Origin of the sequence: Rhizobacter koreensis (assembly GCF_013366375.1) — a bacterium.
Taxonomy (GTDB): domain Bacteria; phylum Pseudomonadota; class Gammaproteobacteria; order Burkholderiales; family Burkholderiaceae_C; genus Schlegelella_A; species Schlegelella_A koreensis.
Map to the genome: position 1 here is coordinate 37,140 of NZ_JABWMJ010000004.1, position 22,253 is coordinate 59,392.

20 protein-coding genes and 1 tRNA gene are annotated in these 22,253 nt (G+C 69.4%); 13 read left to right on the forward strand and 8 right to left on the reverse strand.

The features are described from left to right. Positions 1 to 210: 210 nt before the first annotated feature. The 5 genes from HQN59_RS09555 to HQN59_RS09575 all read right to left on the reverse strand — a co-directional run bounded on the left by HQN59_RS09555 (position 211) and on the right by HQN59_RS09575 (position 7,502). Entirely contained in the window at positions 211 to 1,593 is a 1,383-nt protein-coding gene (locus HQN59_RS09555) for a TolC family outer membrane protein (protein ID WP_176068583.1), read from the reverse strand. Further along, on the reverse strand, positions 1,593 to 2,246 hold the full coding sequence (locus tag HQN59_RS09560; protein WP_176068585.1) for a protein-L-isoaspartate O-methyltransferase family protein: 654 nt from the start codon (positions 2,244 to 2,246) through the stop codon (positions 1,593 to 1,595). Before HQN59_RS09560 ends, HQN59_RS09555 begins: the two co-directional genes overlap by 1 nt. 85 nt (positions 2,247 to 2,331) lie before the next feature. Next, positions 2,332 to 5,556 carry an efflux RND transporter permease subunit gene (locus HQN59_RS09565; RefSeq protein ID WP_176068586.1) on the reverse strand — a complete coding sequence of 1,075 codons (3,225 nt, stop codon included), beginning with the start codon at positions 5,554 to 5,556 and terminating at the stop codon, positions 2,332 to 2,334. Positions 5,557 to 5,559: 3 nt separating this feature from the next. Next, positions 5,560 to 6,795 (reverse strand): efflux RND transporter periplasmic adaptor subunit, encoded by a 1,236-nt coding sequence (locus HQN59_RS09570; RefSeq protein WP_176068588.1) that lies wholly within the window; start codon positions 6,793 to 6,795, stop codon positions 5,560 to 5,562. A gap of 179 nt (positions 6,796 to 6,974) precedes the next feature. Then, positions 6,975 to 7,502 (reverse strand): hypothetical protein, encoded by a 528-nt coding sequence (locus tag HQN59_RS09575; protein ID WP_176068590.1) that lies wholly within the window; start codon positions 7,500 to 7,502, stop codon positions 6,975 to 6,977. 79 nt (positions 7,503 to 7,581) lie between these two features. On the opposite strand from HQN59_RS09575, the gene HQN59_RS09580 reads away from it, so the two are divergent. The 7 genes from HQN59_RS09580 (at position 7,582) to HQN59_RS09610 (ending at position 14,326) form a co-directional block, all read left to right on the forward strand. Beyond that, the gene (locus tag HQN59_RS09580; RefSeq protein ID WP_176068592.1) at positions 7,582 to 8,871 is read left to right on the forward strand and encodes an SDR family oxidoreductase; all 1,290 of its coding nucleotides are present in this window, start codon (positions 7,582 to 7,584) and stop codon (positions 8,869 to 8,871) included. Between the two features lie 54 nt (positions 8,872 to 8,925). Beyond that, positions 8,926 to 9,390, forward strand: coding sequence for a DUF2269 family protein (locus tag HQN59_RS09585; protein ID WP_176068594.1), 465 nt, complete (start codon positions 8,926 to 8,928; stop codon positions 9,388 to 9,390). A gap of 33 nt (positions 9,391 to 9,423) precedes the next feature. Then, positions 9,424 to 10,023: a cysteine hydrolase family protein gene (locus tag HQN59_RS09590; protein ID WP_176068596.1), complete on the forward strand. Its 600-nt coding sequence runs from the start codon at positions 9,424 to 9,426 to the stop codon at positions 10,021 to 10,023. A gap of 85 nt (positions 10,024 to 10,108) precedes the next feature. After that, a complete protein-coding gene (locus tag HQN59_RS09595) occupies positions 10,109 to 12,196 on the forward strand; it encodes an NAD(+) synthase (protein ID WP_176068597.1) in 2,088 nt (695 codons plus the stop codon). Then, entirely contained in the window at positions 12,193 to 12,726 is a 534-nt protein-coding gene (locus tag HQN59_RS09600) for a hypothetical protein (RefSeq protein WP_176068599.1), read from the forward strand. Before HQN59_RS09595 ends, HQN59_RS09600 begins: the two co-directional genes overlap by 4 nt. Positions 12,727 to 12,763: 37 nt before the next feature. Then, positions 12,764 to 13,438, forward strand: coding sequence for a DUF1439 domain-containing protein (locus tag HQN59_RS09605; protein ID WP_176068601.1), 675 nt, complete (start codon positions 12,764 to 12,766; stop codon positions 13,436 to 13,438). A gap of 66 nt (positions 13,439 to 13,504) precedes the next feature. Next, the gene (locus HQN59_RS09610) at positions 13,505 to 14,326 is read left to right on the forward strand and encodes an undecaprenyl-diphosphate phosphatase (protein ID WP_176068603.1); all 822 of its coding nucleotides are present in this window, start codon (positions 13,505 to 13,507) and stop codon (positions 14,324 to 14,326) included. Between the two features lie 6 nt (positions 14,327 to 14,332). On the opposite strand, the gene trmB is transcribed toward HQN59_RS09610, so the two are convergent. Then, positions 14,333 to 15,115 carry a tRNA (guanosine(46)-N7)-methyltransferase TrmB gene (gene trmB / locus HQN59_RS09615; RefSeq protein WP_176068605.1) on the reverse strand — a complete coding sequence of 261 codons (783 nt, stop codon included), beginning with the start codon at positions 15,113 to 15,115 and terminating at the stop codon, positions 14,333 to 14,335. A gap of 50 nt (positions 15,116 to 15,165) precedes the next feature. On the opposite strand from trmB, the gene HQN59_RS09620 reads away from it, so the two are divergent. The 3 genes from HQN59_RS09620 to HQN59_RS26790 all read left to right on the forward strand — a co-directional run bounded on the left by HQN59_RS09620 (position 15,166) and on the right by HQN59_RS26790 (position 16,515). Continuing rightward, positions 15,166 to 15,239: transfer RNA gene (locus tag HQN59_RS09620), tRNA-Gly, on the forward strand. A 169-nt stretch (positions 15,240 to 15,408) separates the two neighbouring features. Then, a complete protein-coding gene (locus HQN59_RS26785) occupies positions 15,409 to 16,101 on the forward strand; it encodes a tyrosine-type recombinase/integrase (protein ID WP_342451167.1) in 693 nt (230 codons plus the stop codon). Positions 16,102 to 16,197: 96 nt separating this feature from the next. Beyond that, entirely contained in the window at positions 16,198 to 16,515 is a 318-nt protein-coding gene (locus HQN59_RS26790) for a tyrosine-type recombinase/integrase (protein ID WP_342451183.1), read from the forward strand. A 427-nt stretch (positions 16,516 to 16,942) separates the two neighbouring features. Here the strand turns inward: HQN59_RS26790 and HQN59_RS09630 are convergent, their stop codons facing one another. Then, positions 16,943 to 18,289: an NAD(P)H-dependent oxidoreductase gene (locus HQN59_RS09630; protein ID WP_176068607.1), complete on the reverse strand. Its 1,347-nt coding sequence runs from the start codon at positions 18,287 to 18,289 to the stop codon at positions 16,943 to 16,945. Positions 18,290 to 19,231: 942 nt separating this feature from the next. Continuing rightward, positions 19,232 to 19,723 (reverse strand): hypothetical protein, encoded by a 492-nt coding sequence (locus tag HQN59_RS09635; RefSeq protein ID WP_176068609.1) that lies wholly within the window; start codon positions 19,721 to 19,723, stop codon positions 19,232 to 19,234. 377 nt (positions 19,724 to 20,100) lie between these two features. Between HQN59_RS09635 and HQN59_RS09640 the strand changes: the two genes are divergently transcribed. From HQN59_RS09640 to HQN59_RS09650, 3 genes are all read left to right on the forward strand, one after another. Further along, entirely contained in the window at positions 20,101 to 20,880 is a 780-nt protein-coding gene (locus HQN59_RS09640; protein WP_176068611.1) for a hypothetical protein, read from the forward strand. A gap of 273 nt (positions 20,881 to 21,153) precedes the next feature. Continuing rightward, entirely contained in the window at positions 21,154 to 21,510 is a 357-nt protein-coding gene (locus HQN59_RS09645) for a hypothetical protein (RefSeq protein ID WP_176068613.1), read from the forward strand. Between the two features lie 145 nt (positions 21,511 to 21,655). After that, entirely contained in the window at positions 21,656 to 22,012 is a 357-nt protein-coding gene (locus HQN59_RS09650) for a hypothetical protein (protein ID WP_176068615.1), read from the forward strand. The last annotated feature ends 241 nt before the right edge of the window (positions 22,013 to 22,253 follow it).

A 22,253-nucleotide genomic window follows, 5' to 3' on the forward strand; every position in this document is an offset into this window, starting at 1 on the left:
CGGATCATAGGACCGGCGCATGCCGGCTGCAGGACGGGCGCCGAACGCGTCAGGCGGTACCGGACGCCGGCGTCGCGCCGGCGGAACGCCCGGGTCGATCGGGTAGGGAGCGACGAGGCGCGGCGGCGAATGACGGCGACCGGGCCGCGGTGCGACCCCTCGGCACGCGCGGCGAGAGTGACGCACCACGCGCCGAGCAGGACGCCGCGCTCAGCGCGTCAGCACGGCGTCGACGGCGACCAGGTCCGCCGGCGCGAGCTGCCCGGCCGCCTGGCGCAGGCGCAGCGTCCCGAGCAGCACGTCGTAGCGCGCGCGGGCGAGGTCGCGCCGGGTCTGGAAGAGCTGGGTCTGCGCGTTCAGCACGTCGAGGTTGACGCGCACGCCGACCCGGTAGCCGAGCTGCGTCGCTTCGAGCGCCAGCTGGCTCGACGACTCGGCGGCCTCGAGCGCGCGCACCTGCGCCGCGCTCGAGCCGAGCGTGTAGTACGCCTGGCGCGTCTGCTGGGTCACGAGGCGGCGCACCGCTTCGAGGTCGTTGCGGTAGCGCTCCTCGAGCGCCAGCGTCTCGGCGATCCGTGCCTGCACCTGGCCGCCGGTGTAGAGAGGCAGGTTGAGCTGCACGCCGATGCTCGAGCCGGCGTTGTTGCCGGTCTGGCCCGCCGCGACGGTGCTGCGGCCGGCGCCGAGGGAGGCGATGGCGTCGATCGTCGGCAGGCGGCCGGCGCGCGCCTTCTCGGTCTCGAGCTGGGCGATCTCGTAGGCGGCTTGCGCGCGGCGCACCTGCGGATGGCCGTTGGCGGCGTCGGCAGCCAGCACGTCGATGTTGCCGGCCGGCACGTCGGGCAGCGTCACCGGCGCGGCGAGCGGGCGCGGCGCGACGTTGCTGCGCCCGACCAGCTGGTCGAGCACGATCTGCCGGTTGTTGAGGTCGTTCTGCGCCGCGATCTCCTGCGCGCGCGCGAGGTCGTAGCGGGCCTGCGCCTCGCGCGTGTCGGTGATCGTCGCGGTGCCGACCTCGAAATTGCGGCGCGCCGACGCGAGCTGCTCGCTGATCGCGGCCATGCTGGTGCGCGTGGTGGCGAGCGTGTCCTGCGCGGCGAGCACGTCGAAGTAGGCCTGGCTGAGGCGCAGGATGAGGTCCTGCTCGGCCGCCGCGAGCTCGGCGTTCGACGCTTCGAGCGAACGCTCGGCCTGGCCGAGGTTGGCGACGTTGGCGCGATTGAAGAGCGGCTGGCGCCCGCTGATCTGCAAGTTGAACGAATGGCTGCCGTAGCTCTCGCCGAGCGCGGGGTTCGAGTAGCTGCGCACCGCACTGCCGGCGAGCGCCAGGTTCGGGCGCAGCAGCGCGCGCGCCTGCTCGACGCGGTACGGCGCCGACTCGGCCTGGGCGCGCGCCGACAGATAGGTGGCGTCGTAGGCGTGCGCCGCGCCGTAGAGCTCGCCGAGCGATTGCGCTCGGGCGAGACCGGCGCCGAGGACGAGTGCCAGCGCGAGGGGCGCCGCGCGAAGCGCCGCGCCGCGCGCGCGGCCGCGCCCGGCGTCCCGCGGGCCGGCGCCGCCGGCGCGCGGCAGGCTGACCTCGCGGCGCGCCATCAGAAGTGGAAGCGGCTCGGCTCGCCGAAATTCCTGAGGCGCTGCGCGACGGTGTCGAACAGCACCCGCGTCCTGAAGCTGCCGTCGGCGTCGCGCGTCATCAGCACCGAGCGCATGACCGGACGCTGGCCGACGATGGCGGTCAGCCGCCCGCCGACCTTGAGCTGCGCGAGCAGGTTGGACGGCACCTCGGCGACCGAGCCCGAGAGCACGATCACGTCGAACGGCCCTTCGACCGGGACGCTGGCAGCGCCGTCGACGTTCAGCACGTCGACGTTCTTGACGCCGGCGCGGCGCAGGTTGTCGGCGGCGAGCTGCGCGAGCTGGGGGTCGATCTCGAGCGTGGTGACGTGCTGGGCGCGGTGCGCGAGCAGGGCGGCCATGTAGCCCGAGCCGGCGCCGATCTCGAGCACGCGCTCGTGACGCTGCACCTGCAGTTCCGCGAGCAGACGCGCCTCGATCTTCGGCTGCAGCATGCACTGACCGTTCGGCAGCGGCACTTCGGTGTCGACGAACGCGAGCTGGCGGTGCTCGGCAGGAACGAAGTCCTCGCGCCTGACCACGGCGAGCAGCTGCAGCACCTCGGGGTCGTGCACGTCCCAGGGCCGGATCTGCTGCTCGATCATGTTGAAGCGGGCGAGTTCGACGTTCATGGCAGGCGGAAAGTGGGCGCGCGGGCAGCCCCGTAGTTTAGGGTTTCGGGCTCGGCGAACCGGCCGGCGCCGAAGGGTGCCCCCATCAGCCGTTCGTCACCGTGGCAGGCTGCACGGGGCGCGCCGCGAGGCCGAGCCTGCGCTTGAGCCAGCGCGACGCGTCGTCGAGGTAGCAGTAGACGACCGGCACCACCACCAGCGTCAGCAGCGACGACGTGATCACGCCCCCGATCACCGCCTGGCCCATCGGTGCGCGCTGCTCCGAGCCTTCCGAGAGCGCGAACGCGAGCGGCACCATGCCGAAGATCATGGCGAGCGTCGTCATGAGGATCGGACGCAGCCGCACCCGCGCCGCGTGCAGCAGCGCCGCCTCGCGCTCGAGCGGCGCGGCGCCGCCCGCCTCGTGCTCGCCGCGCTGGGCGCGGATCGCGAAGTCGATCAGCAGGATCGCGTTCTTGGTGACCAGGCCCATCAGCATCACGATGCCGATGATCGAGAACATGTTGAGCGTCGAGCGGAACACCAGCAGGGCGAGCACGACGCCGATCAGCGTCAGCGGCAGCGAGCTCATCAGGGCGAGCGGCTGCAGAAAGCTCCTGAACTGGCTCGCCAGGATCATGTAGATGAAGACGATCGCGAGGCCGAGGGCGCCTAGCGCGTAGTCGAACGACTCGGTCATGTTCTTGGTCGAGCCGCCGAAGCGATAGCGGTAGCCGGGCGGCCAGTCGATGCCGTCGAGCACCCGGCGGATGTCCGCCGACACGTCGCCCGAGCTGCGGCCGAGCGCGTTGGCGTCGATGTTGATCTCGCGCGCGAGGTCGCGCCGGTTGATCTGGTTGGGGCCGGTCGAGGCGCGCACGTCGGCGATCTGCGAGAGGCGCACCACCCGTGGCGAGCCGTCGGCGGCCGCCGCGACGACGATCGGCAGGCGCTGCAGGTCCTCGATCGCACTGCGGCTCTGCGGGGCGAGGCGCACGTTGACGTCGTAGTTCTCGCCGTCCTCCGCGCGCCAGTTGCCGACCAGCGTGCCGGCGACCAGCGTGCGCAAGGGTCCGGCGAGCGCGTTGACGCCGAGGCCCGCGTCGGATGCGGCGTCGCGCCGGACATCGATCGCGATCGTCGGCTTGTCGGGCTTCAAGGTGCTGTCGAGGTCCACCAGGCCGGGGATCGCCGCGAGGCGCGGCATGATGATCCGCGACAGCCGCTCGAGCTCGCCGAGGTCGTCGCCCTGCACCGAGAACTGCAGGCTCTTGCCGCCGCCCATGTCGGTCTGACCGATGTTGGTGACGGTGATGCCGGGGATCGCCGCGAGGCGCTCGCGGATCGGGATCGCGAGCTGGTTGACGCTGCGCGCGCGCCGGTCGCGATCGACGAGGCGCACGTAGGTGGTCGCGTAGATCTTGCCGGCGGCCTGCCCGCTGTTGATCGTGGTGACCGTGTAGCGGACCTCCGGCAGCTCGCGCAGCGCGGCGTCGACCTGGCGCGCGCGCGTCTCGGTCGCCTCCAGCGACGAGCCCACCGGCGTGTAGTAGTTGACCTGCGTCTCCGAGAAGTCCGCCTTCGGCACGAACTCGGCGCCGAGGATCGGCACCACGAAGAAGCTCGCCACGAAGGTGAGGAGCGCGAGGCCGAGCGTCGCACGCTTGTGGCCGAGCGACCACGCGAGGATCGACTGGTAGGCGTCGCCGAGGCGCTCGGTGAAGCGGTCGAACCAGGCGGTGACGCGGCCGACCGTGCGGTCGTAGAACGAACGCCGCCCGTTTGCTTCAACCACGCCGTGGCGGCCGGCCTGCGGGTCGTGCCAGATGCTCGAGAGCATCGGGTCGAGCGTGAAGCTCACGAACATCGAGATCAGCACCGCGGCGACGATGGTCAGACCGAACTCGTGGAAGAACTTGCCGACGATGCCGCCCATGAAGCCGATCGGCAGGAACACGGCGACGATCGAGAGCGTGGTCGCCAGCACCGCGAGGCCGATCTCCTGGGTGCCGGCGAGCGCCGCGTCGTGCGCGCTCTTGCCCATCTGCACGTGGCGCACGATGTTCTCGCGCACCACGATCGCGTCGTCGATGAGCAGGCCCACGCAGAGCGAGAGCGCCATCATCGTCACGGTGTTGATCGTGAAGCCGAACGCGTACATGAATCCGAAGGTGCCGATCAGCGCGATCGGCAGCGTGAGCCCGGTGATGACCGTCGAGCGCCACGAGTTGAGAAACAGGAAGACGATGAGGATGGTCAGCGCGGCGCCTTCGAACAGCGTCTGCTTGACGTTCGCGACGGCGACGCGGATGGCGCGCGAGTTGTCGCGGTTGACCTCGACCTTGACGCCCGGGGGCAGCAGCGGCGTCGTCTCGGCGAGTGCGCGGTTGAGCCCGTCGACCACCGCGATCGTGTTCTCGCCCTGCGACTTCTGCACCGAGAGCAGCACGGTGCGCCGGCCGTTGTAGAGCGCGAGGCTCTCGATCTCCTGCGGGCCGTCGACGACGTCGGCGACCTGCCACAGCTTGACCGGCGTGGTCGACGCGTTGCCGCCGGCGGCGAGCGTCGCCCCACCCACCGTCTTGCGTGCGACGACGATCTCGCGGAAGTCCTCGGGGCGATTCAGGCGCGCGTTGATCTGCACTACCCGCTCCTGGGTCAGCGAGCGGATCGCGCCGAGCGGCAGCTCCTGGTTCTCGCCGCGCACCGCGGCGACGACCTGGTCGACACCGATGCCGAGCGCCTCGAGCGCCGCAGGCTTCAGGTAGACGTTGATCTGGCGCTCGACACCGCCGACTACGCTCACCGAGCCGACGCCGCGCACGTTCTGCAGGCGCTTCTGCAGCACCTGCGTCGCCCACGTCGTGAGCGCCTGCGGCGACGTCGCCCCGTCGGGCGAGAGCACCGCGACGTTGTAGATCGGCACGCTCTGCGGGTCGAAGCGCGAGACGCGCGGCTGCTCGACCTCGTCGCGCAGGTTAGGGCGGATCGCCGCGACCTTCTCGCGAACGTCCTCGGCCGCCTTGCGGCCGTCGACGTCGAGGTTGAACTCGACGATGACGACCGAGGTGCCTTCGTACGAGCGCGAGTAGAGCGAGTTGATGCCGGCGACCGTGTTGACCGCCTCCTCGACCGGCCGCGTCACCTCGCTCTCGACGATCTCGGGGGACGCGCCGGGGTAGTCCATCGCGACGACGACGGTCGGGAAGTCGACGTTCGGCAACTGGTCGACCGCGAGGCGCTGGTAGCTGAAGAGGCCCAGCACGACGAACGCCAGCATGACCATCGTGGCCAGCACCGGGTTGGCGATCGAGACGCGCGTGAACCACATGGCTCAGCGTGCCGCCGGCGTGGGCGAAGACGGCGGCAGAGGCGCGGCGGATGTGGCGGAGGCGCGGGGCGACGCGGTGCCGTTGCCGGCGTTGCGGGTGCCCGCTGCAGACGCATCCGCGGCCGGCGCGGCGAGCCGCACCCGGGTGCCGTCGCGCACGACGCCGGCGCTCGCCGTCAGCACGGTGGCGCCGGCCGCAAGGCCGTCAACGATCTCGACCCACGCCTCGTTGCCGACGCGTCCGGCGCTGCCGACGCGCACCGGCGTGCGGCGCGCGACGCCTTCGACCACCTGCAGCACGTAAGGCGCCGCCTGGTCGCTGCGCAGCGCCGCCTCGGGCACCGCGAGCACCCGGCGGCGCGCCAGCTCGATGCGGCCGCGCGCGAAGAGCCCCTGGCGCAGCGCCGGGTTCGGCTCGACGCTCAGGTATGCGAGCACCGACCGGGTGCCGGGCTGCGCGGTCGGGCTGATGCGGGCGACGCGGGCCGCCACGGGCGCGCCGATGCCGTCGACCTGCAGCTGCGCGACCTGCCCGAGCTCGAGCCGGGCGACGTCCTCGGGGGCGAGCGCCGCCTCGAGCTCGAGGCGCGACAGGTCGACGATCTCGACGAGGCGCGCGTCGATCGCGACCCGCTCGCCCGGCTGCACCAGGCGTTGCGACACGATGCCGGCGATCGGGGCGACGAGGCGGGCGTCGGCGCGAGCCTTGCGCGCCAGGTCGACCGCGGCATTCGCGGCTTCCAGCGTCGCGCGCGCACCGGCCTCGTTCGAGACCGACGTCTCGAGGCCGGTCGGCGAGATGAAGCCTTGCGCGACCAGGGCGCGGTTGTTCTCGAGCGTGCGGCGCGCGATCTCGTACTGCGAGCGCGTCGACGCGGCGGTCTGCTCGGCCTGGCGCACGCGCAGGTCGAGCTCGAGCGGGTCGAGCTGGCCGAGCACCTGACCGGCGCGCACGCGATCGCCTTCGCGCACGTCGAGGCTGCGCACTTCGGCAGCGACCTTGGCGCGGATCACCGCGCTGTTGAACGCCTTGAGGCCTCCCGAGACCTCGAGCACCTGGCCGAGCTCGACGACCTCCGCCGCGGCGACGTCGGTGGCCGCGAGCTCGAGCCCGGCGGGCCGGAGCGGTGCGGCCGCCGCGGCCTGCTCGGCCTTGCGGATGACGACGGCGCGCGCGACGAACCCGCCGACGACGGCTGCCGCGACGATCGGCAGCGCGACCTTGGCCCAGCGCTTCATTCGCGGCCGGGCGCGCGGGCGGCGTGCGGCAGCGAACGGGCGGGCGGAAGGGAAGAGGGCACGGGAGGTGACGCGGCGTTCGGGCGCAACTGTAGTCGCGCGCCGACGCCCCAGCGTCGTGCCCGGATACCGGTGCCGGCGCGATCAGGCGCGCCGGTCGCCCCGGCGTGACGGATGGCTCAGTCGCGTCGTGCCGCGGCGGCGGCGATCGCGAGGCCCGCCGCGAACGCGACGTAGACCAGGGCGACGCTGCCCGGGCGCAGGCGGTTCTCGAAGCCGGGGGTCAGACGCTCGGGAACGAGCTTGAGGTCGGTGAGGGCGGCCACCGCCGTGACCGCCGCGGCGCCCACAAGCAGCGGACCGGCCCCGACGCCGCCGACCGGCGCGCGATCCTTCGTGGCTTTCCCGATGTGCGTCGCGACCGGACGGCGCCGCTTCGCCAGGCCTTTCAGCACCGCCTCGAACAGCGCGCCCCAGACCAGCGCCGACAGGTGATGGACAACCACGCCGACGCCGGTGTGCTTGAGCGACGCGTCGTCGATCGTGTAGGCGCGCTTGCCGTAGAACCAATGGCTGATCGCGTTCATCGGCGCGGCGATCGCCTGCGCCTCGCGGCGCGCGCCGAGCGCGAGCATCAGCAGCGAGAGCAGGCTGGCGGCGCTGCCGGTGGTCAGGGTGTTGGTGAGGGCGCGGGGAATGGTCGGCATGGGCGTGGAAGGCAGGAATGTCGATTGCAAGGTCGGGGCAAATGCCGTTCCACGTTCCTCGCCACCTGCCGTCGCTCGCATGAACGTCCTGCTGGTCGGTGCCAGCGGCTTCATAGGCAGCCGCCTGCGCGCGGCGCTCGCCGAGTCCGGGCACCAGCTGCGCCTCGCCGGTCGCAGCGCGCCCGGCGACCTGCAGCCCGACGAGCGCTGGGTCCGCATCGACCTCACCGAAGCGGTCGAGCCCGCCGCCTGGAGCCAGGCGGTGCAGGGCGTCGACGTCGCGGTCAACTGCGTCGGCATCCTGCGCGAGCACGGCTCGCAGACCTTCGACGTGCTGCACACGCGCGCACCGGCGGCGCTGTTCCGTGCCTGTGCGGCGGCCGGCGTGCGCCGGGTCGTGCAGGTGTCGGCGCTCGGTGCCGACGACGCGGCGACCAGCGCGTATCACCACAGCAAGCGAGCCGCCGACGAGGTTTTGCTCGGCCTGCCGATCGAGGCGGCGGTGGCGCAGCCCTCGTTGGTGTTCGGCTCCGGCGGCGCGAGCGCGCGCCTTTTCACCGCGCTCGCGACCGCGCCGGTGCTGCCGTTGCCGGCAGGCGGCAAGCAGCCGCTGCAACCGATCCACGTCGACGATCTCATCCCGGCGCTGCAGGCGCTGGTCGAGCGGCCACTGCACGCACGCGGCCGCATTCCGCTGGTCGGCCCGCGCGCGACCACGCTCGCCGGCTACGTGGCGGCGCTGCGCCGCTCGCTCGGCCTTCCGCCGGCGCTGACGTTCGCGGTTCCGGCGGCGCTCGTGGGGCTCGGCGCGCGCGTGCTGCAACACGTGCCGGCGAGCCCGCTCGACCCCGAAACCTGGGCGATGCTGCAGCGCGGCAACGTGGCGCCGGCCGACGCGACGACGGCGCTGCTCGGCCGATCGCCGCGCGACGTCGCCGCCTTCGTGCCACGCGCGTTCGCGTTCGACGTGCTTCGCTCGGCCGCGCTCGCCTGGCTGGTGCCCCTGCTGCGCCTCGCGCTGGTCGCGGTGTGGATCGTCACCGGCATCGTGTCGCTCGGCATCTATCCGGTCGACGAGAGCTACGCACTGCTCGCGCGCGCCGGCGTGCCGCCGGCCCTGGCGCCGCTCGCACTCTATGGCGCGGCCGGGCTCGACCTCGCGTTCGGCGTGGCGACGCTGCTGCTCAAGGGCCGGCGCTGGCTCTGGCTCGCGCAGCTCGCGCTGATCGCCGGCTACACCGCGATCATCACCGTGCGCCTGCCGGAGTTCTGGCTGCATCCGTACGGCCCGGTGCTGAAGAACCTGCCGATCGTCGCCATCCTGGTGCTGCTGCTGGTGCTGGACCGCGGCGGCGACTCGCGCCGCTGAGGACAGCCGGCACGGCGGCTGCTACGCCCGGGCATCACCAGCGTCCATTCGCGCATGGAATACGTCGTCGTCAAGTGGCTGCACGTGCTCTCCTCGACGGTGCTGTTCGGCACCGGCATCGGCTCGGCCTACTACATGTTCTTCGCGAGCCGAACCGGCGACGCGCGCACGGTAGCCAATGTCGTCAAGCTCGTCGTGATCGCCGACTGGGTGTTCACGACGTCGACGATCGTCATCCAGCCGGTCACCGGCTTGTGGCTCGCGCACCTGGCGCAATTCCCGCTCACGAGCGCGTGGATCCTCTGGTCGATCGTCCTCTACTTCGTTGCCGGCGCGTGCTGGCTGCCGGTGGTCGCGATCCAGATCCGCATGCGCAAGCTCGCCGAGACCGCCGCCGCCGCGAACCAGGGATTGCCGGCCGAATACCTGCGCCTCTGGCGCTGGTGGACGGCGCTCGGCGTGCCGGCGTTCGTGTCGCTCGTGATCGTTTTCTACCTGATGGTCGCCAAGCCCATGTGAGCGCGCGCGGCGGCCTGCGACAACCCGACACCCATGCCTGAAGAAGTCGAACGAACCCCGCTCGCCGAGGACGAGGCGCCCGGCGCGACCGCGCTGCTGATCATCGACATGCTCAGCAACTGGAAATTTCCGGACGCCGATCGCCTGCTCGAATCCGCGCTGCCCGCGGCCGAACGCATCGCGGCGCTGAAGGCGCGCTGCCGCGCCAACAGGATTCCGGTGATCTACGCCAACGACAACCACGGGCGCTGGCGCTCCGACTTCCGCGAGGTGGTCGCGCAGGCGCGCGCCGAGGCGAACGGTGGCGGCCGGATCGGCGACCTGCTCGCGCCCGATGCCGACGACTACTTCGTGCTCAAGCCCAAGCACTCGGGCTTCTACGCCACGCCGCTCGACCTGCTGCTGCGCCATCTGCGTGCCTGCAAGCTCGTCGTGACCGGCGTCGCCAGCGACCAGTGCGTGCTCTACACCGCGGCCGATGCGCGCATGCGCGACTATGAGGTGACGGTGCCGCGCGACTGCTCGGCCACGCAGAGCGCCGAGCGCCACGAGCAGGCGCTGCGTCACTTCGAGGGCGCACTCTGCGTCGCGACGACCGCATCGGCCGACCTCGAGCTGCCGCGGCCCGAGTGACGCCCGCGGCGTCGCCATTCCTTGCGTGCGGGTGCGGCGACATCCCGCGTGCCATGATGTTCGACCGATCATTCCGGAGGAACCGTTGGACCCCACGCTCGCGTTCCTGAATCCCTACGCGCACGGCTTCGCGCGCGTCTCGGTCGCGGTGCCGCGCATCCGCGTCGCCGACCCGGTGTTCAACGCCGCCGAAACGGTCACGCTGCTCGAGCAGGCACACGACCAGGGCGCCGTGCTGGTGGCGTTCCCCGAGCTGGGCCTGTCGGCCTATACCTGCGACGACCTCTTTCACCAGGCGGCGCTGCTCGAAGCCTGCGAGCGGGCGCTCGGCACGGTCGTCGAGGCCACGGAGCGGGTGCCGGTGGTCGCGATCGTCGGCCTGCCGTTTCGGGTCGACCACAAGCTCTACAACTGCGCCGCGGTGGTCGCGGGCGGGCGCGTGCTCGGTATCGTGCCGAAGACCTACCTGCCGAACTACGGCGAGTTCTACGAGGCGCGCCAGTTCAACCCCGGCTCGACCGCGACGTCGACGAGCGTTCGCCTGTTCGGCACCGAGGTGCCGTTCGGCGCCGACCTGATCTTCGAGGCGGCGTCGATCCCGCTGCTGAAGATCCACGTCGAGATCTGCGAGGACGTGTGGGTGCCGATCCCGCCGTCGAGCTACGCGGCGCTCGCCGGCGCGACGGTGCTGGTCAACCTCTCGGCGTCGAACATCACGATCGGCAAGTCGGACTACCGGCACCGCCTGGTGAGCCTGCAGTCGGCGCGCTGCCTGGCGGCGTACCTGTACTCGTCGGCGGGCCTCGGCGAATCGACCACCGACCTCGGCTGGGACGGCCAGGCCCTGATCTACGAGCACGGCGAGATGCTCGCGGAGTCGGACCGCTTCGTCGACGGCTCGCACTTCATCACCGCCGACGTCGACCTCGAGCGGGTGTCGCGCGAGCGCATGCGGATGACGTCGTTCGGCGCGTCGGCCGAGGCGCACCAGGCGCGCCTCGCGTCGTTCCGCACGGTGCGCTTCGAGCTGCCCGTGCCGACCACGTTCCCGCTCCCGCTGCAGCGTGCGGTCGAGCGCTTCCCGTACGTGCCGGCCGACGTCGAGCGCCGCGACGAGCGCTGCATGGAGGTCTACAACATCCAGGTGCTCGCGCTGCTGCAGCGGCTCGCGGCGACCGGTATCAAGAAGCTGGTGATCGGCGTCTCGGGCGGGCTCGACTCGACGCACGCCTTGCTGGTGTGCGCGAAGGCGATGGACCGCCTCGGCCTGCCGCGCAGCAACATCCTCGCGTACACGATGCCGGGCTTCGCGACCAGCACGCGCACGCTCGAGCAGGCCAAGCGGCTGATGGCGGCGGTCGGCTGCACCGCCGAGGAGATCGACATCCGGCCGAGCTGCCTGCAGATGCTGGCCGACATCGGCCACCCGTACGCCAAAGGCGAGCCGGTCTACGACATCGCGTTCGAGAACGTGCAGGCGGGCGAGCGCACCAGTCACCTGTTCCGTCTCGCGAACTATCACGACGGCATCGTGGTCGGCACCGGCGACCTCAGCGAGCTCGCGCTCGGCTGGTGCACCTACGGCGTGGGCGACCACATGTCGCACTACAACGTGAACGCCAGCGTCCCCAAGACGCTGATCAAGCACCTGGTGCGCTGGGTCGCGGCGAGCGGCTCGGTCGAGGCCGGCGACGACTCGGTCCTCGACGAGATCCTCGCGACCGAGGTGAGTCCCGAGCTCGTCCCGGGCACCGAGCAGGAAAAGCCCGACCAGAGCAGCGAGGCGAGCGTCGGCCCCTACGAGCTGCAGGACTTCCACCTCTACTACACGCTGCGCTACGGCTTCGCACCGACCAAGGTGGCGTACCTCGCGTACACGGCCTGGCACGACCGGGAGCAGGGACGCTGGATCGACGGTGCCGAGGTCGCGCGCAACGAGTACGCGCTGCCGGCGATCAAAAAGCACCTGCGCAACTTCCTCTGGCGCTTCTTCAAGACCAGCCAGTTCAAGCGCAGCGCGGTGCCCAACTCGCCGAAGGTCGGCTCCGGCGGGTCGCTCTCGCCGCGCGGCGACTGGCGCGCGCCGAGCGACTCGGAGGCGGTGGTCTGGACCGCCGACGTCGACCGGGTGCCCGACGACCCGCTGCAGCCGATCGCACTGCCGTCCGCATGACGCCGATCGAGATCGCCCTCGTGCTGCTGGTCGTGCACGGCGGCCTCGGCGCGTTCGACACGTTCGTCAACCACGAGTGGCGCGAGCACCTGCCGCAGCGCACCGAGGCCGCGCTCGAACTCGCGCTGCACAGCGCGCGCTCGTGGCTGTTCGGCATCTCGTTCGCGGGCCTCGCCTGGCTCGAGTGGCACGGCGCCTGGGGCTGGGTGATCCTCGGCATCCTCGTGCTCGAGTACGTCGTGACGATCGCCGATTCGGTGGTCGAGGACCGCATCCGCATCCTGGCGCCCGTGGAGCGCACCAACCACATGCTGCTCGCGGTCAACAGCGGGCTCTACATCGCGTTCGTCGCGTGGCAGGTGGTCACGCGCTGGCGCCACGAGCCGAGCGCGCTGGTGCCGGTTCGGTACCCGGTGCTGTCGTGGCTGCTGACGGCGTGCGCGGCCGCGGTCGTGGTGTGGGCGGTGCGCGACGCGCTCGCTGCGCTGAAGCTCGCCAGGCGTGCGGCGGCACCGCCGCGCGCCGCGTGAGCGCGCCGTCGTGCGGACGCGTCGGTCAGGGCCGGTGATGGCGCAGCGCGGGCCATCTGCCGAAGCCGCGGGCGCGTGGCGAGCCTTCGATGGCCGATCACCGGAAGCCGACGCCCGCGCTCGCGAGGAGCGACAGGCCGGCCTCGTCGGCGCCGTCGTCGCGGCGCGGCGGTCGCTGCTCGGCGCGCTGCTCGCGATCCCGTTCACCGGCTGCGCCGCGCTCGCCCCGCCGCGCTCGATCGAGGTGCCCGAGGCGCGTCTGCGCGAAGTGGTCGGCGAACGCTTCCCGATCGAGCGGCGCCTCCTCGACATCGTCGACTTGCGCGTGGCGCGGCCGCGCCTCCGGCTCGACGCCGCGGCCGACCGGGTGGGCATCGACCTCGACGTTCGCATCGCCGAACGCATTGCTGGCGCGACCTACGACGGCGTGCTCGCGAGCAGCGCCGCGCTGCGCTTCGATGCGGGCGACGCGACGCTGCGCCTTGCCGACGTGCGGGTCGAGCGCTTCGACCTCGAGCGGGTGCCCGCCGCCTGGCAGCGCCGCATCGACCAGATCGGCCGCCCGGCGGTGGCCGCGCTGCTCGAAGGCGCGGTGGTCTACCGGCTGCCCGAGTCGACCGCCGGGCGACTCGCGGACCTCGGTCTCACCGTCGCCGGCGTGCACGTGACGCCGAGAGGGCTGCGCATCGACCTCGCGACCAGTCCGCCCTGACGCGACAAAGCGGCGGGCAGTCGCCACCGCCTCGCTAACATCGCGCTCTTTTGCCCGGAGACCGCGTTGGATTCGATGCTGCTCGTCAAGGCCGCCGTGATGGGCATCGTCGAGGGACTCACCGAGTTCCTGCCGATCTCGAGCACCGGGCACCTGATCCTCGCCGGCTCGCTGCTCGGCTTCGACGACGCCAAGGCCAAGGTGTTCGACATCGCGATCCAGAGCGGCGCGATCGTCGCCGTGATCGTCGTCTACTGGCAGCGCCTGGTGCACACGCTCGGCGGCCTCGGCAGCGACGCGCGAGCGCGCCGCTTCGCGCTCAACGTCGCGATCGCATTCGTCCCGGCCGTGGTGCTCGGGCTGCTGTTCGGCAAGGCGGTCAAGGAACATCTCTTCACGCCGGTGGTCGTCGCGACCACCTTCATCATCGGCGGCCTCGTCATCCTGTGGGCCGAGCGGCGCAGCGTCGTCGCCCGCATCGACACCGTCGACGACATGCGCCCGCTCGACGCGCTCAAGGTCGGCCTGGTGCAGTGCTTCGCGCTGGTGCCGGGAACCAGCCGGTCGGGCGCCACCATCATCGGCGGCATGCTGCTCGGCCTCTCGCGCCGCGCCGCCACCGAGTTCAGCTTCTTCCTGTCGATTCCGACCTTGATCGGCGCCGGCCTCTACAGTCTGTGGAAGGAGCGCGCGCTGCTCTCGACGGCCGACCTGCCGGTGTTCCTGGTGGGCCTGCTGTTCTCGTTCGTCTCGGCGTGGCTGTGCGTGCGCTGGCTGCTGCGCTACATCTCGACCCACACCTTCACGCCGTTCGCGTGGTACCGCATCGCGTTCGGCGTGATCGTGATCGCGACCGCGTACACGGGGCTGGTCGACTGGCGCGGGTAGTCGGCGTCAACGCCGCTCGAAGATCAGATCCCACACGCCGTGGCCGCGCGCCACGCCGCGCGCCTCGAACTTGGTGAGCGGGCGGTAGTCGGGGCGCGGCGCGAAGCCGTCGTGACGGTTCGCGAGCAGCGGCTCGGCCGCGAGCACCTCCAGCATCTGCTCGGCGTACGGCTCCCAGTCGGTCGCGCAGTGCAGATAGGCGCCCGGCGCGAGCCGGCTCGACAGCAACGCGACGAACGCCGGCTGGATCAGGCGCCGCTTGTTGTGGCGGGCCTTGTGCCAGGGGTCCGGGAAGAACACGTGCACGCCGGCGAGCGAATCGGGCGCGACCATGTGCTCGATCACCTCGACGGCATCGTGCTGCACGATGCGCAGGTTGCTGAGCGCGGCGGCCTCGATGCGCTGCAGCAGCGCGCCGACGCCCGGCGGATGCACCTCGATGCCCAGGAAGTCGTCGTCCGGCCGCTGCGCCGCGATCCTGGCCGTGGCGTCTCCCATGCCGAAGCCGATCTCGACGACGAGCGGGGCCTGGCGTCCGAACGCTGCGGCGAAGTCGAACGGCGCGGCCTGGTAGGGGATGACGTAACGCGGCGCCAGCTCGGCAAGCGCACGCGCCTGGCCAGGACCGATGCGCCCTGCGCGCACGACGAAGCTGCGGATCGGTCGCCGAGGCGCGCCGGTGGAAGAGGCGAGCGCGGAGGCCTCGTGCGAATCGGAGAAAGGCGAGGCGGCCGCCTCGGGAGCGTCGGGCGTCGCGGCGGAACGAGCGTTTTCGGGGGATGTCGACATCAGCCGATGATGGCCCAGCCGCCGCACGGCTCCCTATAATCGCGATCGCTGCGGGTGTAGTTCAATGGCAGAACGGCAGCTTCCCAAGCTTCATACGAGGGTTCGATTCCCTTCACCCGCTCCAGTCGATCAGTTCGAAGGGTCCCGAGAGGACCCTTTTTTTCGTCCGCACCGGGCGTAGAGCGTGATTGGAGGTGTCGGAGCGTGCCGCGCCCGCCCATGCAATCCCGTCGCTTTTGGGGGTAACAATTCGGGGTAACAGCATCGACGGCCAACAGTTACCCCCAAACGCCGTGAAACCCGACCTTCTTTCAGACGTCCAGATCCGCAGAACCGCGTCGGGTCCGCAGCGTCAGCGACTCTACGACGGGCGCGGGCTCTACCTGGAGATGACGCCATCTGGCGGACGTTGGTGGCGCTTCAAGTACCGCTTCGGCGGCAAGGAAAAGCTGCTGTCGATGGGCGTGTACCCGGACACCAGCCTCAAGATGGCTCGGGAGAAGCGCGACGCCGCACGCACCTTGCTGGCATCTGAGGTGGACCCGGGCGTGGCGCGCAAGGCGGCCAAGGCCAGCCGCGCCGGGGTCGCGCTAGACAATTTCGAGGCCGTTGCTCGTGAGTTCCACGAGACGCGCCAATCGGAGTGGAGCGAAGCCCATTCCCGGCGCTGGATTGAGCGCTTGGAGAAGGACATCTTTCCCTATCTCGGGGCATCCGCGCTGCCTGCTATCAGCGCACCCTTGCTCTTGCAGGCTCTCCAGCGTGTAGAAGCTCGTGGTGTTCGGGAGACGGTGCATTCCTTGCAGCAGGCGTGCGGCCAGGTTTTCGGTACGGCATCGCGACTGGTCGAGCTGAGCGAAACCCGGCCGCGGACCTGCGCGGCGCACTCAAGCCGGTTCTCGTCAAGAACATGGCGGCCGTCACCGAGCCGCGAGCCGTTGGCGCTCTTATCGAGGCCATTGCTGACTATCGGGGCAGCCCCCTGACGCGCGCTGCGCTCCAGCTCTCCGCGTTGCTTTTCCAGCGCCCCTGCTCTAGAGCTCGATGGCCCCGAGCCCACATGGACCATCCCTGCCGTGGAGATGAAGCGAAGCCGCTACGAGAAGCAAAACGGGCGTCCGCACGCCGTGCCGCTGCCGCACCAAGCTGTCGCAATCTTGCGCGAACTGCAGCGGTTGACGGGGCACGTCAAATATGTGTTTCCCTCTGCTCTCGGCAATGCTCGACCAATGAGCGACAACACGGTGAACACCGCTCTGCGTCGGCTTGGGTATGACAAGGAGACAGCCACTGCCCATGGCTTTCGCGCTATGGCTCGAACCCTGCTGGTAGAGCAGTTGAACGTGCACCCGGACGTCATCGAGGCCCAGCTCGCGCACGGCAAGTTGGGCCCACTTTGAACGGCCTACGATCGCGCCGAGTTCATGCTGCAACGCCGAAGCATGATGCAGGTGTGGGGCGACTACCTTGAAAGGCTCCGAATGGAGGCGGCTTCCGAGGTCACACGCAACGGCGGGTCGGCTCCAGTCCCGCGTAGTTGTACCGATTTGAGCAGCGCCTCTCGAAACTGAGTAGCGACCTCGCCATGAGCGATGGCTCTCGCAGCGCACGGTCGTGCTTGCCAACGTAGCAAGTCGAGTGCTGGAGGGAAATCGCGGAGGTGAGGGCGCAGGGTTCCATGATTTGCTCGAGGAACGCCGGATGACGAGTTCGTCCGAGCTGTGGATGCGCGGGCGGCGCTGACGCGTCGAGCACGACCCCGTCGAGGCGAGATCACCTCGTCACCACGGGCACGCTGCCGCCCACGAACGTCGCAATCCGCCGTCCCTAGACCCCGGGCCCAAATAGCGCTTCCATCTCGCGTCGCAGCCGGTACGCGGGGGTGGTCGTGTCGATCGCCACGTCGTTCCACGTGAGGCTCTGCCCCAGCGCCACCGGCCGGATCACCTTGACGTCATGGGCGAGGCCGAGAGGCAATGCGCCGATCCGAGCCGATGCCTCGGCCGGGACGAGCTTGCCCCAGACCGTGTAACCCCCTTCGCCGTCGAGCACGTCGTTTGGTCGCAGGTCGCGCTTCGCAGTCGCGATGACGTCAGCGTTCCAGCAGGTCGCGACACCCGTGGCCTCGCCCCGCAGCGCGACACTCGCGACCGAGAAGCCCACCTCGAGGCCGATCAGGTGCCAGCGCTTGTAGAGCGTGAAGTAGCGGCCGCTCGCGTCGGTCTGCGTGTTGTATTCCTCGAAGCAGTTCCTGATGTAATCGGTCTCCGCCTCGACGGTGACCCAGACGCCCATCCGGATGTCGTACGCGATCGGCGTTCCGTCACGGCGCAGCGACGACACCACTTCGACCATGCCTTTTTTCTCCAGCACCCCGCCCTCGGCGCGAGGGCGCATCAATGAGGGGATCTCGTCGATGCTGCCGGGCGGGTAAGACAGTCCGTCGCTCGGCACGGCCAGCCCGGTGGCGTTGGCTACGGCCGTTGACTCGATGGCGGGCTTGGAACCGTCGAGGAAGCTGTTGAACATCTTCGGATTGAGGCCGCCCCGCCGCGCCTGCTCGGGACTCAACCCGTAGTAGCCCCAGACCGTCTCTGGCGTCGACTGCGCGAAGTGCGGCAGCCACTTGTGGCCTCGGCCAGCGGCGGTGACCGGGAATCCGCAGGTGCGCGCCCAGTCGACAAGGTCGCAGATCAGCGCCGGCTGGTCACCAAACGCGAGCGAGTAGACGACGCCGGCTTCGGCGGCGCGCCTGGCGAGCAGAGGGCCGCAGAACGCGTCGGCCTCGACCGTGACGTTGACGACGTGCTTGGCATGCGCGAACGCCGCCAGGCAGTGCTCGACCGCGTGCACCGGCGAGCCGGTGCACTCCACGACCACGTTGATCGCCGGATGGGCAACGAGCGCGCGCCAGTCGTCGCCCACGTGTGTAGCGCCCGTCTCGAGCGCTTCGGCGATGCTGGTCGCGCCGCTCCGTTCAACGCTCCAGCCGACGCGGGCCAGGTTCCGGCGCGCCGCCTCGGGAGAGAGATCAGCGACGGCGGCCAGGTGCACTCCGGGCGTGCGCGGAACCTGCGCCAGGTACATCGAACCGAACTTGCCGGCGCCGATGAGGCCGACCCGAATCGGCTTGTTCTCGGTCGCGCGCGAACGAAGTCGTGCATGAAGGCTCATGGGTCTGCAACTCTGCTGAGACGCGGGGCGTCGGTGGGGTCTCGCCGACGGTGGCCGAGGCGATTGGCGGCTCGCTTCGACGGCGCGTCGGGCGCGGACGGCGCACGCGCCAGGATGCGGCGCGCGCACGATGCTCGCGCAACGGCCGGGTTTGGGCAACCTCGTCAGCATGGGCGCGGTCGAGAGACAACGCGAGGCGGGGCGCGTTCACAGCCAGCCAGCGGACCATGTTCCATAAGGCAAGATGGTGCGACGAAGGCTCCGGTGTCCTTCCACCGTTCCGGCCCGCTCGATGCAACGGTTCGCCGGCGTCACATTCGGGGCGGTACTAGGCAGCCGAGGTGAACAATGCGTTCATGCGATCTCCTTATGACGAGGCCACAACTAGGCTCCCACAACTGTGAGCGGTCAGCGTGCGCCGCCGGGCGGGTGCATTGCAGGGCCGTCTTCGAGCGCGTAAGCAGCAAAGCCGACGGCTCGCTGCTAGGCGCTAGCGTCGCGCGCTGCCCGAAAGGGCTGGGAGTCGCGCCATCTCGCTGTTCATAACGTACCCGAGTGAGCAGTTGGCGGTGGCAGAAGCCGCGCAACTGCCGGGCAGCACCTCCCAGCGCATGGCGGCCGCCGCCGGCCCGAGCGTTAAGCCGGCAAGACCACCGGCTCGCGAGCTGCGAACGCGTCAGCCGCATCGACTAGATCCAGACCCGGCAGCCGTCGCAGAGCTCGAACGCGTGCTGAACGGAGGCCATATGTTCGATGTCGGGCTCGGCCGCTCTAATCCGCTCGGCGCACCGCTCGACCCACCACATATGGGCGAGCTGAGGCAGCGGATGTCCATAGCCGCCATGTTGCAGGTGAGGGGCAAAACCTGGCTTCCGCCTAGAGACGTGCCCCTGAAGGGTCCTCACTGAAGATGGCTAGGCCGCTCCGTTTGGGTGCTGAATCTCACGCGGGCGTCACGTTGAGAGCGGCCGCCAGCAGCATCATCGCAGTACCAGCGGCGACGAAGCCGACGAAGACCGCAAGTGCTAGCAACATTGGCTTGAGCCAGCCCTTTCTCGGGTACGCCTTTCCGTATCGCGCCTTGACGAAGGCCATCTGTGCTTTTCCGCTTGAAAAGTACCAACTGAAGAGCAGCCCCATGCCAGCGAAGCTCAAGAGACGTTCGAGCGGCTTGCTATCTGCCCAGAAGGACGAAGCAAGGATCAGGCAGAACAAGAGTATGAGTGTCCCGATCATCCAGCCTTTAGCGGTGGCAGCCTTCTCATGCTCCCCCATGGCTTGCCAGTTCTTCATGTGCAGGAACGCGCCGAAGGCGGGGCTGAGCAACAGGCTCCAGCTCGCTGCGACACCCGGGTTCCACAGGGCGGGAGCCACCTCCTCTGAGACGACATCATCGACGGCCGACCTCGGGGGCGAAAACGGATTGGCTTGCATGACATTCCCTGTGCGCGGACGAAAGCAAGCCTACCTGGTCCGCTGGCGCCGGCGTCCTCAAACCTGCTGAGCACCGTGCAAGTGACTATGGCTTCTACACCAGTGTGCTGCTGAAGGCGGTGGGACATCCGCCAGGGCTGTATAACGTCCAGTGGAGTACCTCACCTGATGCCGCAGCACGTCCGACACGCCGGCACCGTGCGGGGCGTGCTTACCATCCGCTAGGAAGAGGATCGGGCGCGTCACCGTGTGGGCCCCCAAACGGGGGATACCACGTCCCGTTCGCACCCCTTCCACTAATCAGTGAGGCTCCACCGGGCCGGTGCCGTCCAGCCACGTCGTCGGGAGTTTCCGCTGCGTCGGCGCATGCAGCGCGTTTGGAGATCAACATGATCGCTCGTAAATGGAAGGTGAGGTCAAGCCTTGTCTGTGTTGCAGCGGCGCTCTGGGCTCTACCCGCGCATGCTGCGCTGGTGAGCGTCGGTACCGCGGTAGGAGCAGGCACTGGGACGCTAGATACCGCAACGGGCCTGCTATTTCTTGACGTCGACCGCACGGCGGGGCTTTCCTATGCAGCCATACAGGGCGTGCCGGCAAACTACTTTTTTCCCGGCTCTGCCGCGACGCCGGGGATGTTGGCGCCGGGGCAGACATTTGCAGGCTTTCGATACGCGACAAGCGCCGAGGTCACAAGCCTGTTCACCAACTCGGGCCTCTTGAGCCCCGGGCCCATCACCCCCGCGAACGAGGCGGCCTTCTTCAACTTCGGCTCATTGCTGGGAATCGGCCCTGTCGACGTTAGTGGCACCGGCGAGCGGCTGGCCTATCGCGCCATGACAGGCGATCCGGGCTTCGCACCGCAATCGCGCCAGCTCGCAGAGTTGGTAATCGACCGGCCGCCAGATCCGAGTGCGATCTTCACAGGCCCTGCGGGCTTTCTGGGTGACGAACAGGTTCCGAGCCTGGGGTCGCCCCCGCCGGATAGCAGGGGCCTGCGGGCAGCGGGTAGCTGGCTGGTTCAAGCTCAACCTATGGTCGTTCCGGTGCCCGCGACGCTGCCGCTGGCAGTGCTGGCTTTGGGTGCACTCGCCGTCACGCGAAGGGCTCTACGCAGCAATTCCGTTGCGTTCCGCCAACGCCTTGACGCGGCTCGCTAGTTCATCGGTCTACACCAGCTTGGCGAGGGCGGCGAGACCAGACAACAGCTGAGCGGCATGGCAGCACCTGACGGTTGCCCGCGCCGCGAGCGCGTCGTTTTGGGGACGCGTGCTCTCGAGGCGCTCCTCGCGGTCTGCACGTCGCGCAGCAGCACATTCAGGGTTAGACCGGGGCCCTGTGAGTGGCACGTCCGCCAGACTGAGGCGGCTCGGCCTCGCGCTGGCAGGACACACTGACCTACGCCGCGACGGCGGCCCTCAAGAGGAGAAGCCTTGAAGAAGATTCTGAGTACTTTGGCCGTCTGCAGCAGTTTGGCGGCGGCGCCTGCATGGGGCGCGTTTTCCTGCACTGGGCAGATCACATTCTTCGGCTTGGATGGATCCGGGGCGGTGACGCTCTCGCTGGGTTCCTACGAGGTCCACCGCATATGTGCACTGGAGTCCCTCTATCCGCTGGTTTTCTCCATCAAGCCGACAGCCTGCAAAGCGGCTTACGACACCTTGCTTCAGCAGAAGAGTGAAGGTAAGCCGGTGACGATCTGGTACTACGGCGATTCGACCGTCAGCAATTGCTCTGCCATTCAGTCCTGGAGCATGCAGCCTACTGCGTATTTCGTGCAGCTGAACTAGAGCCCAGCTCGCGCGCGAGTCAGCCGGCGGCGCCGTAGTCCTTGGTGGGGTTTCCCTTAGACGAGAGCCTTGCGCTTGCACCTAAGCTAACTTGCAGCATAGCTACGCAGAGGTTGCGCGCTGGCCACTCGCAAGGACTGACGGGATGAAGACGCTGGTGTTATCGATTGCTTTGCTCGCTTCCTCCACCGCGGCGCACGCAATAGCTTGTGGACCGTATTCGATCTACAGCATTCAGAGTCAAACCGACCGTGTGCTTGTGGGGCTCTACACGCGAGCCTATGTGGCTCCCAATTCTGGACCAATACCAATTTGGAAGTCGCTCGGCTCGTGGTCCTCGCCGAACACGAAGCGGTTCCTCGAAACAATGGAATTCGGCTTGCGGAGCGGCTTCGGCACGATCTGGCTGCTGTATGACGACCCTTATGTGTGCAATAGCGATGAGTACGCCACCCAGCCTGTAGCAGTGCGCCTTTCACTTACGCCAGGCATCCCTCCCTGACGCACTGACGGTACTAGCCTACTCGGAGTGACAAGCCTCGTTGCGCTGCTGGCGCAGCAGACCCTGATTCGGATTTCGCGGAGCTGCCCTCCGCCCAGGTGACCTGCGCCAAAAATGGTTCCGAGCACGCGGCGGCTCAGTCCGCCGGCTGTTCCCCCTCCCACCATCCGTAACGCTGTTCGGCTCAGGTGCGGTTGTGCACACGTGGACGCGAGCATCGCCCCTGGACAAGCGGTCTCTC

Coding starts and splice junctions, on each gene's coding strand:
- HQN59_RS09600 (WP_176068599.1), top strand. CDS start 12,193: ATGACGCCGATCGAGATCGCCCTCGTGCTGCTGGTCGTGCACGGCGGC.
- HQN59_RS09585 (WP_176068594.1), top strand. CDS start 8,926: ATGGAATACGTCGTCGTCAAGTGGCTGCACGTGCTCTCCTCGACGGTG.
- HQN59_RS09630 (WP_176068607.1), bottom strand. CDS start 18,289: ATGAGCCTTCATGCACGACTTCGTTCGCGCGCGACCGAGAACAAGCCG.
- HQN59_RS09580 (WP_176068592.1), top strand. CDS start 7,582: ATGAACGTCCTGCTGGTCGGTGCCAGCGGCTTCATAGGCAGCCGCCTG.
- HQN59_RS09605 (WP_176068601.1), top strand. CDS start 12,764: ATGGCGCAGCGCGGGCCATCTGCCGAAGCCGCGGGCGCGTGGCGAGCC.
- HQN59_RS09565 (WP_176068586.1), bottom strand. CDS start 5,556: ATGTGGTTCACGCGCGTCTCGATCGCCAACCCGGTGCTGGCCACGATG.
- HQN59_RS09635 (WP_176068609.1), bottom strand. CDS start 19,723: ATGCAAGCCAATCCGTTTTCGCCCCCGAGGTCGGCCGTCGATGATGTC.
- HQN59_RS09570 (WP_176068588.1), bottom strand. CDS start 6,795: ATGAAGCGCTGGGCCAAGGTCGCGCTGCCGATCGTCGCGGCAGCCGTC.
- HQN59_RS09560 (WP_176068585.1), bottom strand. CDS start 2,246: ATGAACGTCGAACTCGCCCGCTTCAACATGATCGAGCAGCAGATCCGG.
- HQN59_RS26790 (WP_342451183.1), top strand. CDS start 16,198: ATGAAGCGAAGCCGCTACGAGAAGCAAAACGGGCGTCCGCACGCCGTG.
- trmB (WP_176068605.1), bottom strand. CDS start 15,115: ATGTCGACATCCCCCGAAAACGCTCGTTCCGCCGCGACGCCCGACGCT.
- HQN59_RS09650 (WP_176068615.1), top strand. CDS start 21,656: ATGAAGACGCTGGTGTTATCGATTGCTTTGCTCGCTTCCTCCACCGCG.
- HQN59_RS09555 (WP_176068583.1), bottom strand. CDS start 1,593: ATGGCGCGCCGCGAGGTCAGCCTGCCGCGCGCCGGCGGCGCCGGCCCG.
- HQN59_RS09590 (WP_176068596.1), top strand. CDS start 9,424: ATGCCTGAAGAAGTCGAACGAACCCCGCTCGCCGAGGACGAGGCGCCC.
- HQN59_RS09575 (WP_176068590.1), bottom strand. CDS start 7,502: ATGCCGACCATTCCCCGCGCCCTCACCAACACCCTGACCACCGGCAGC.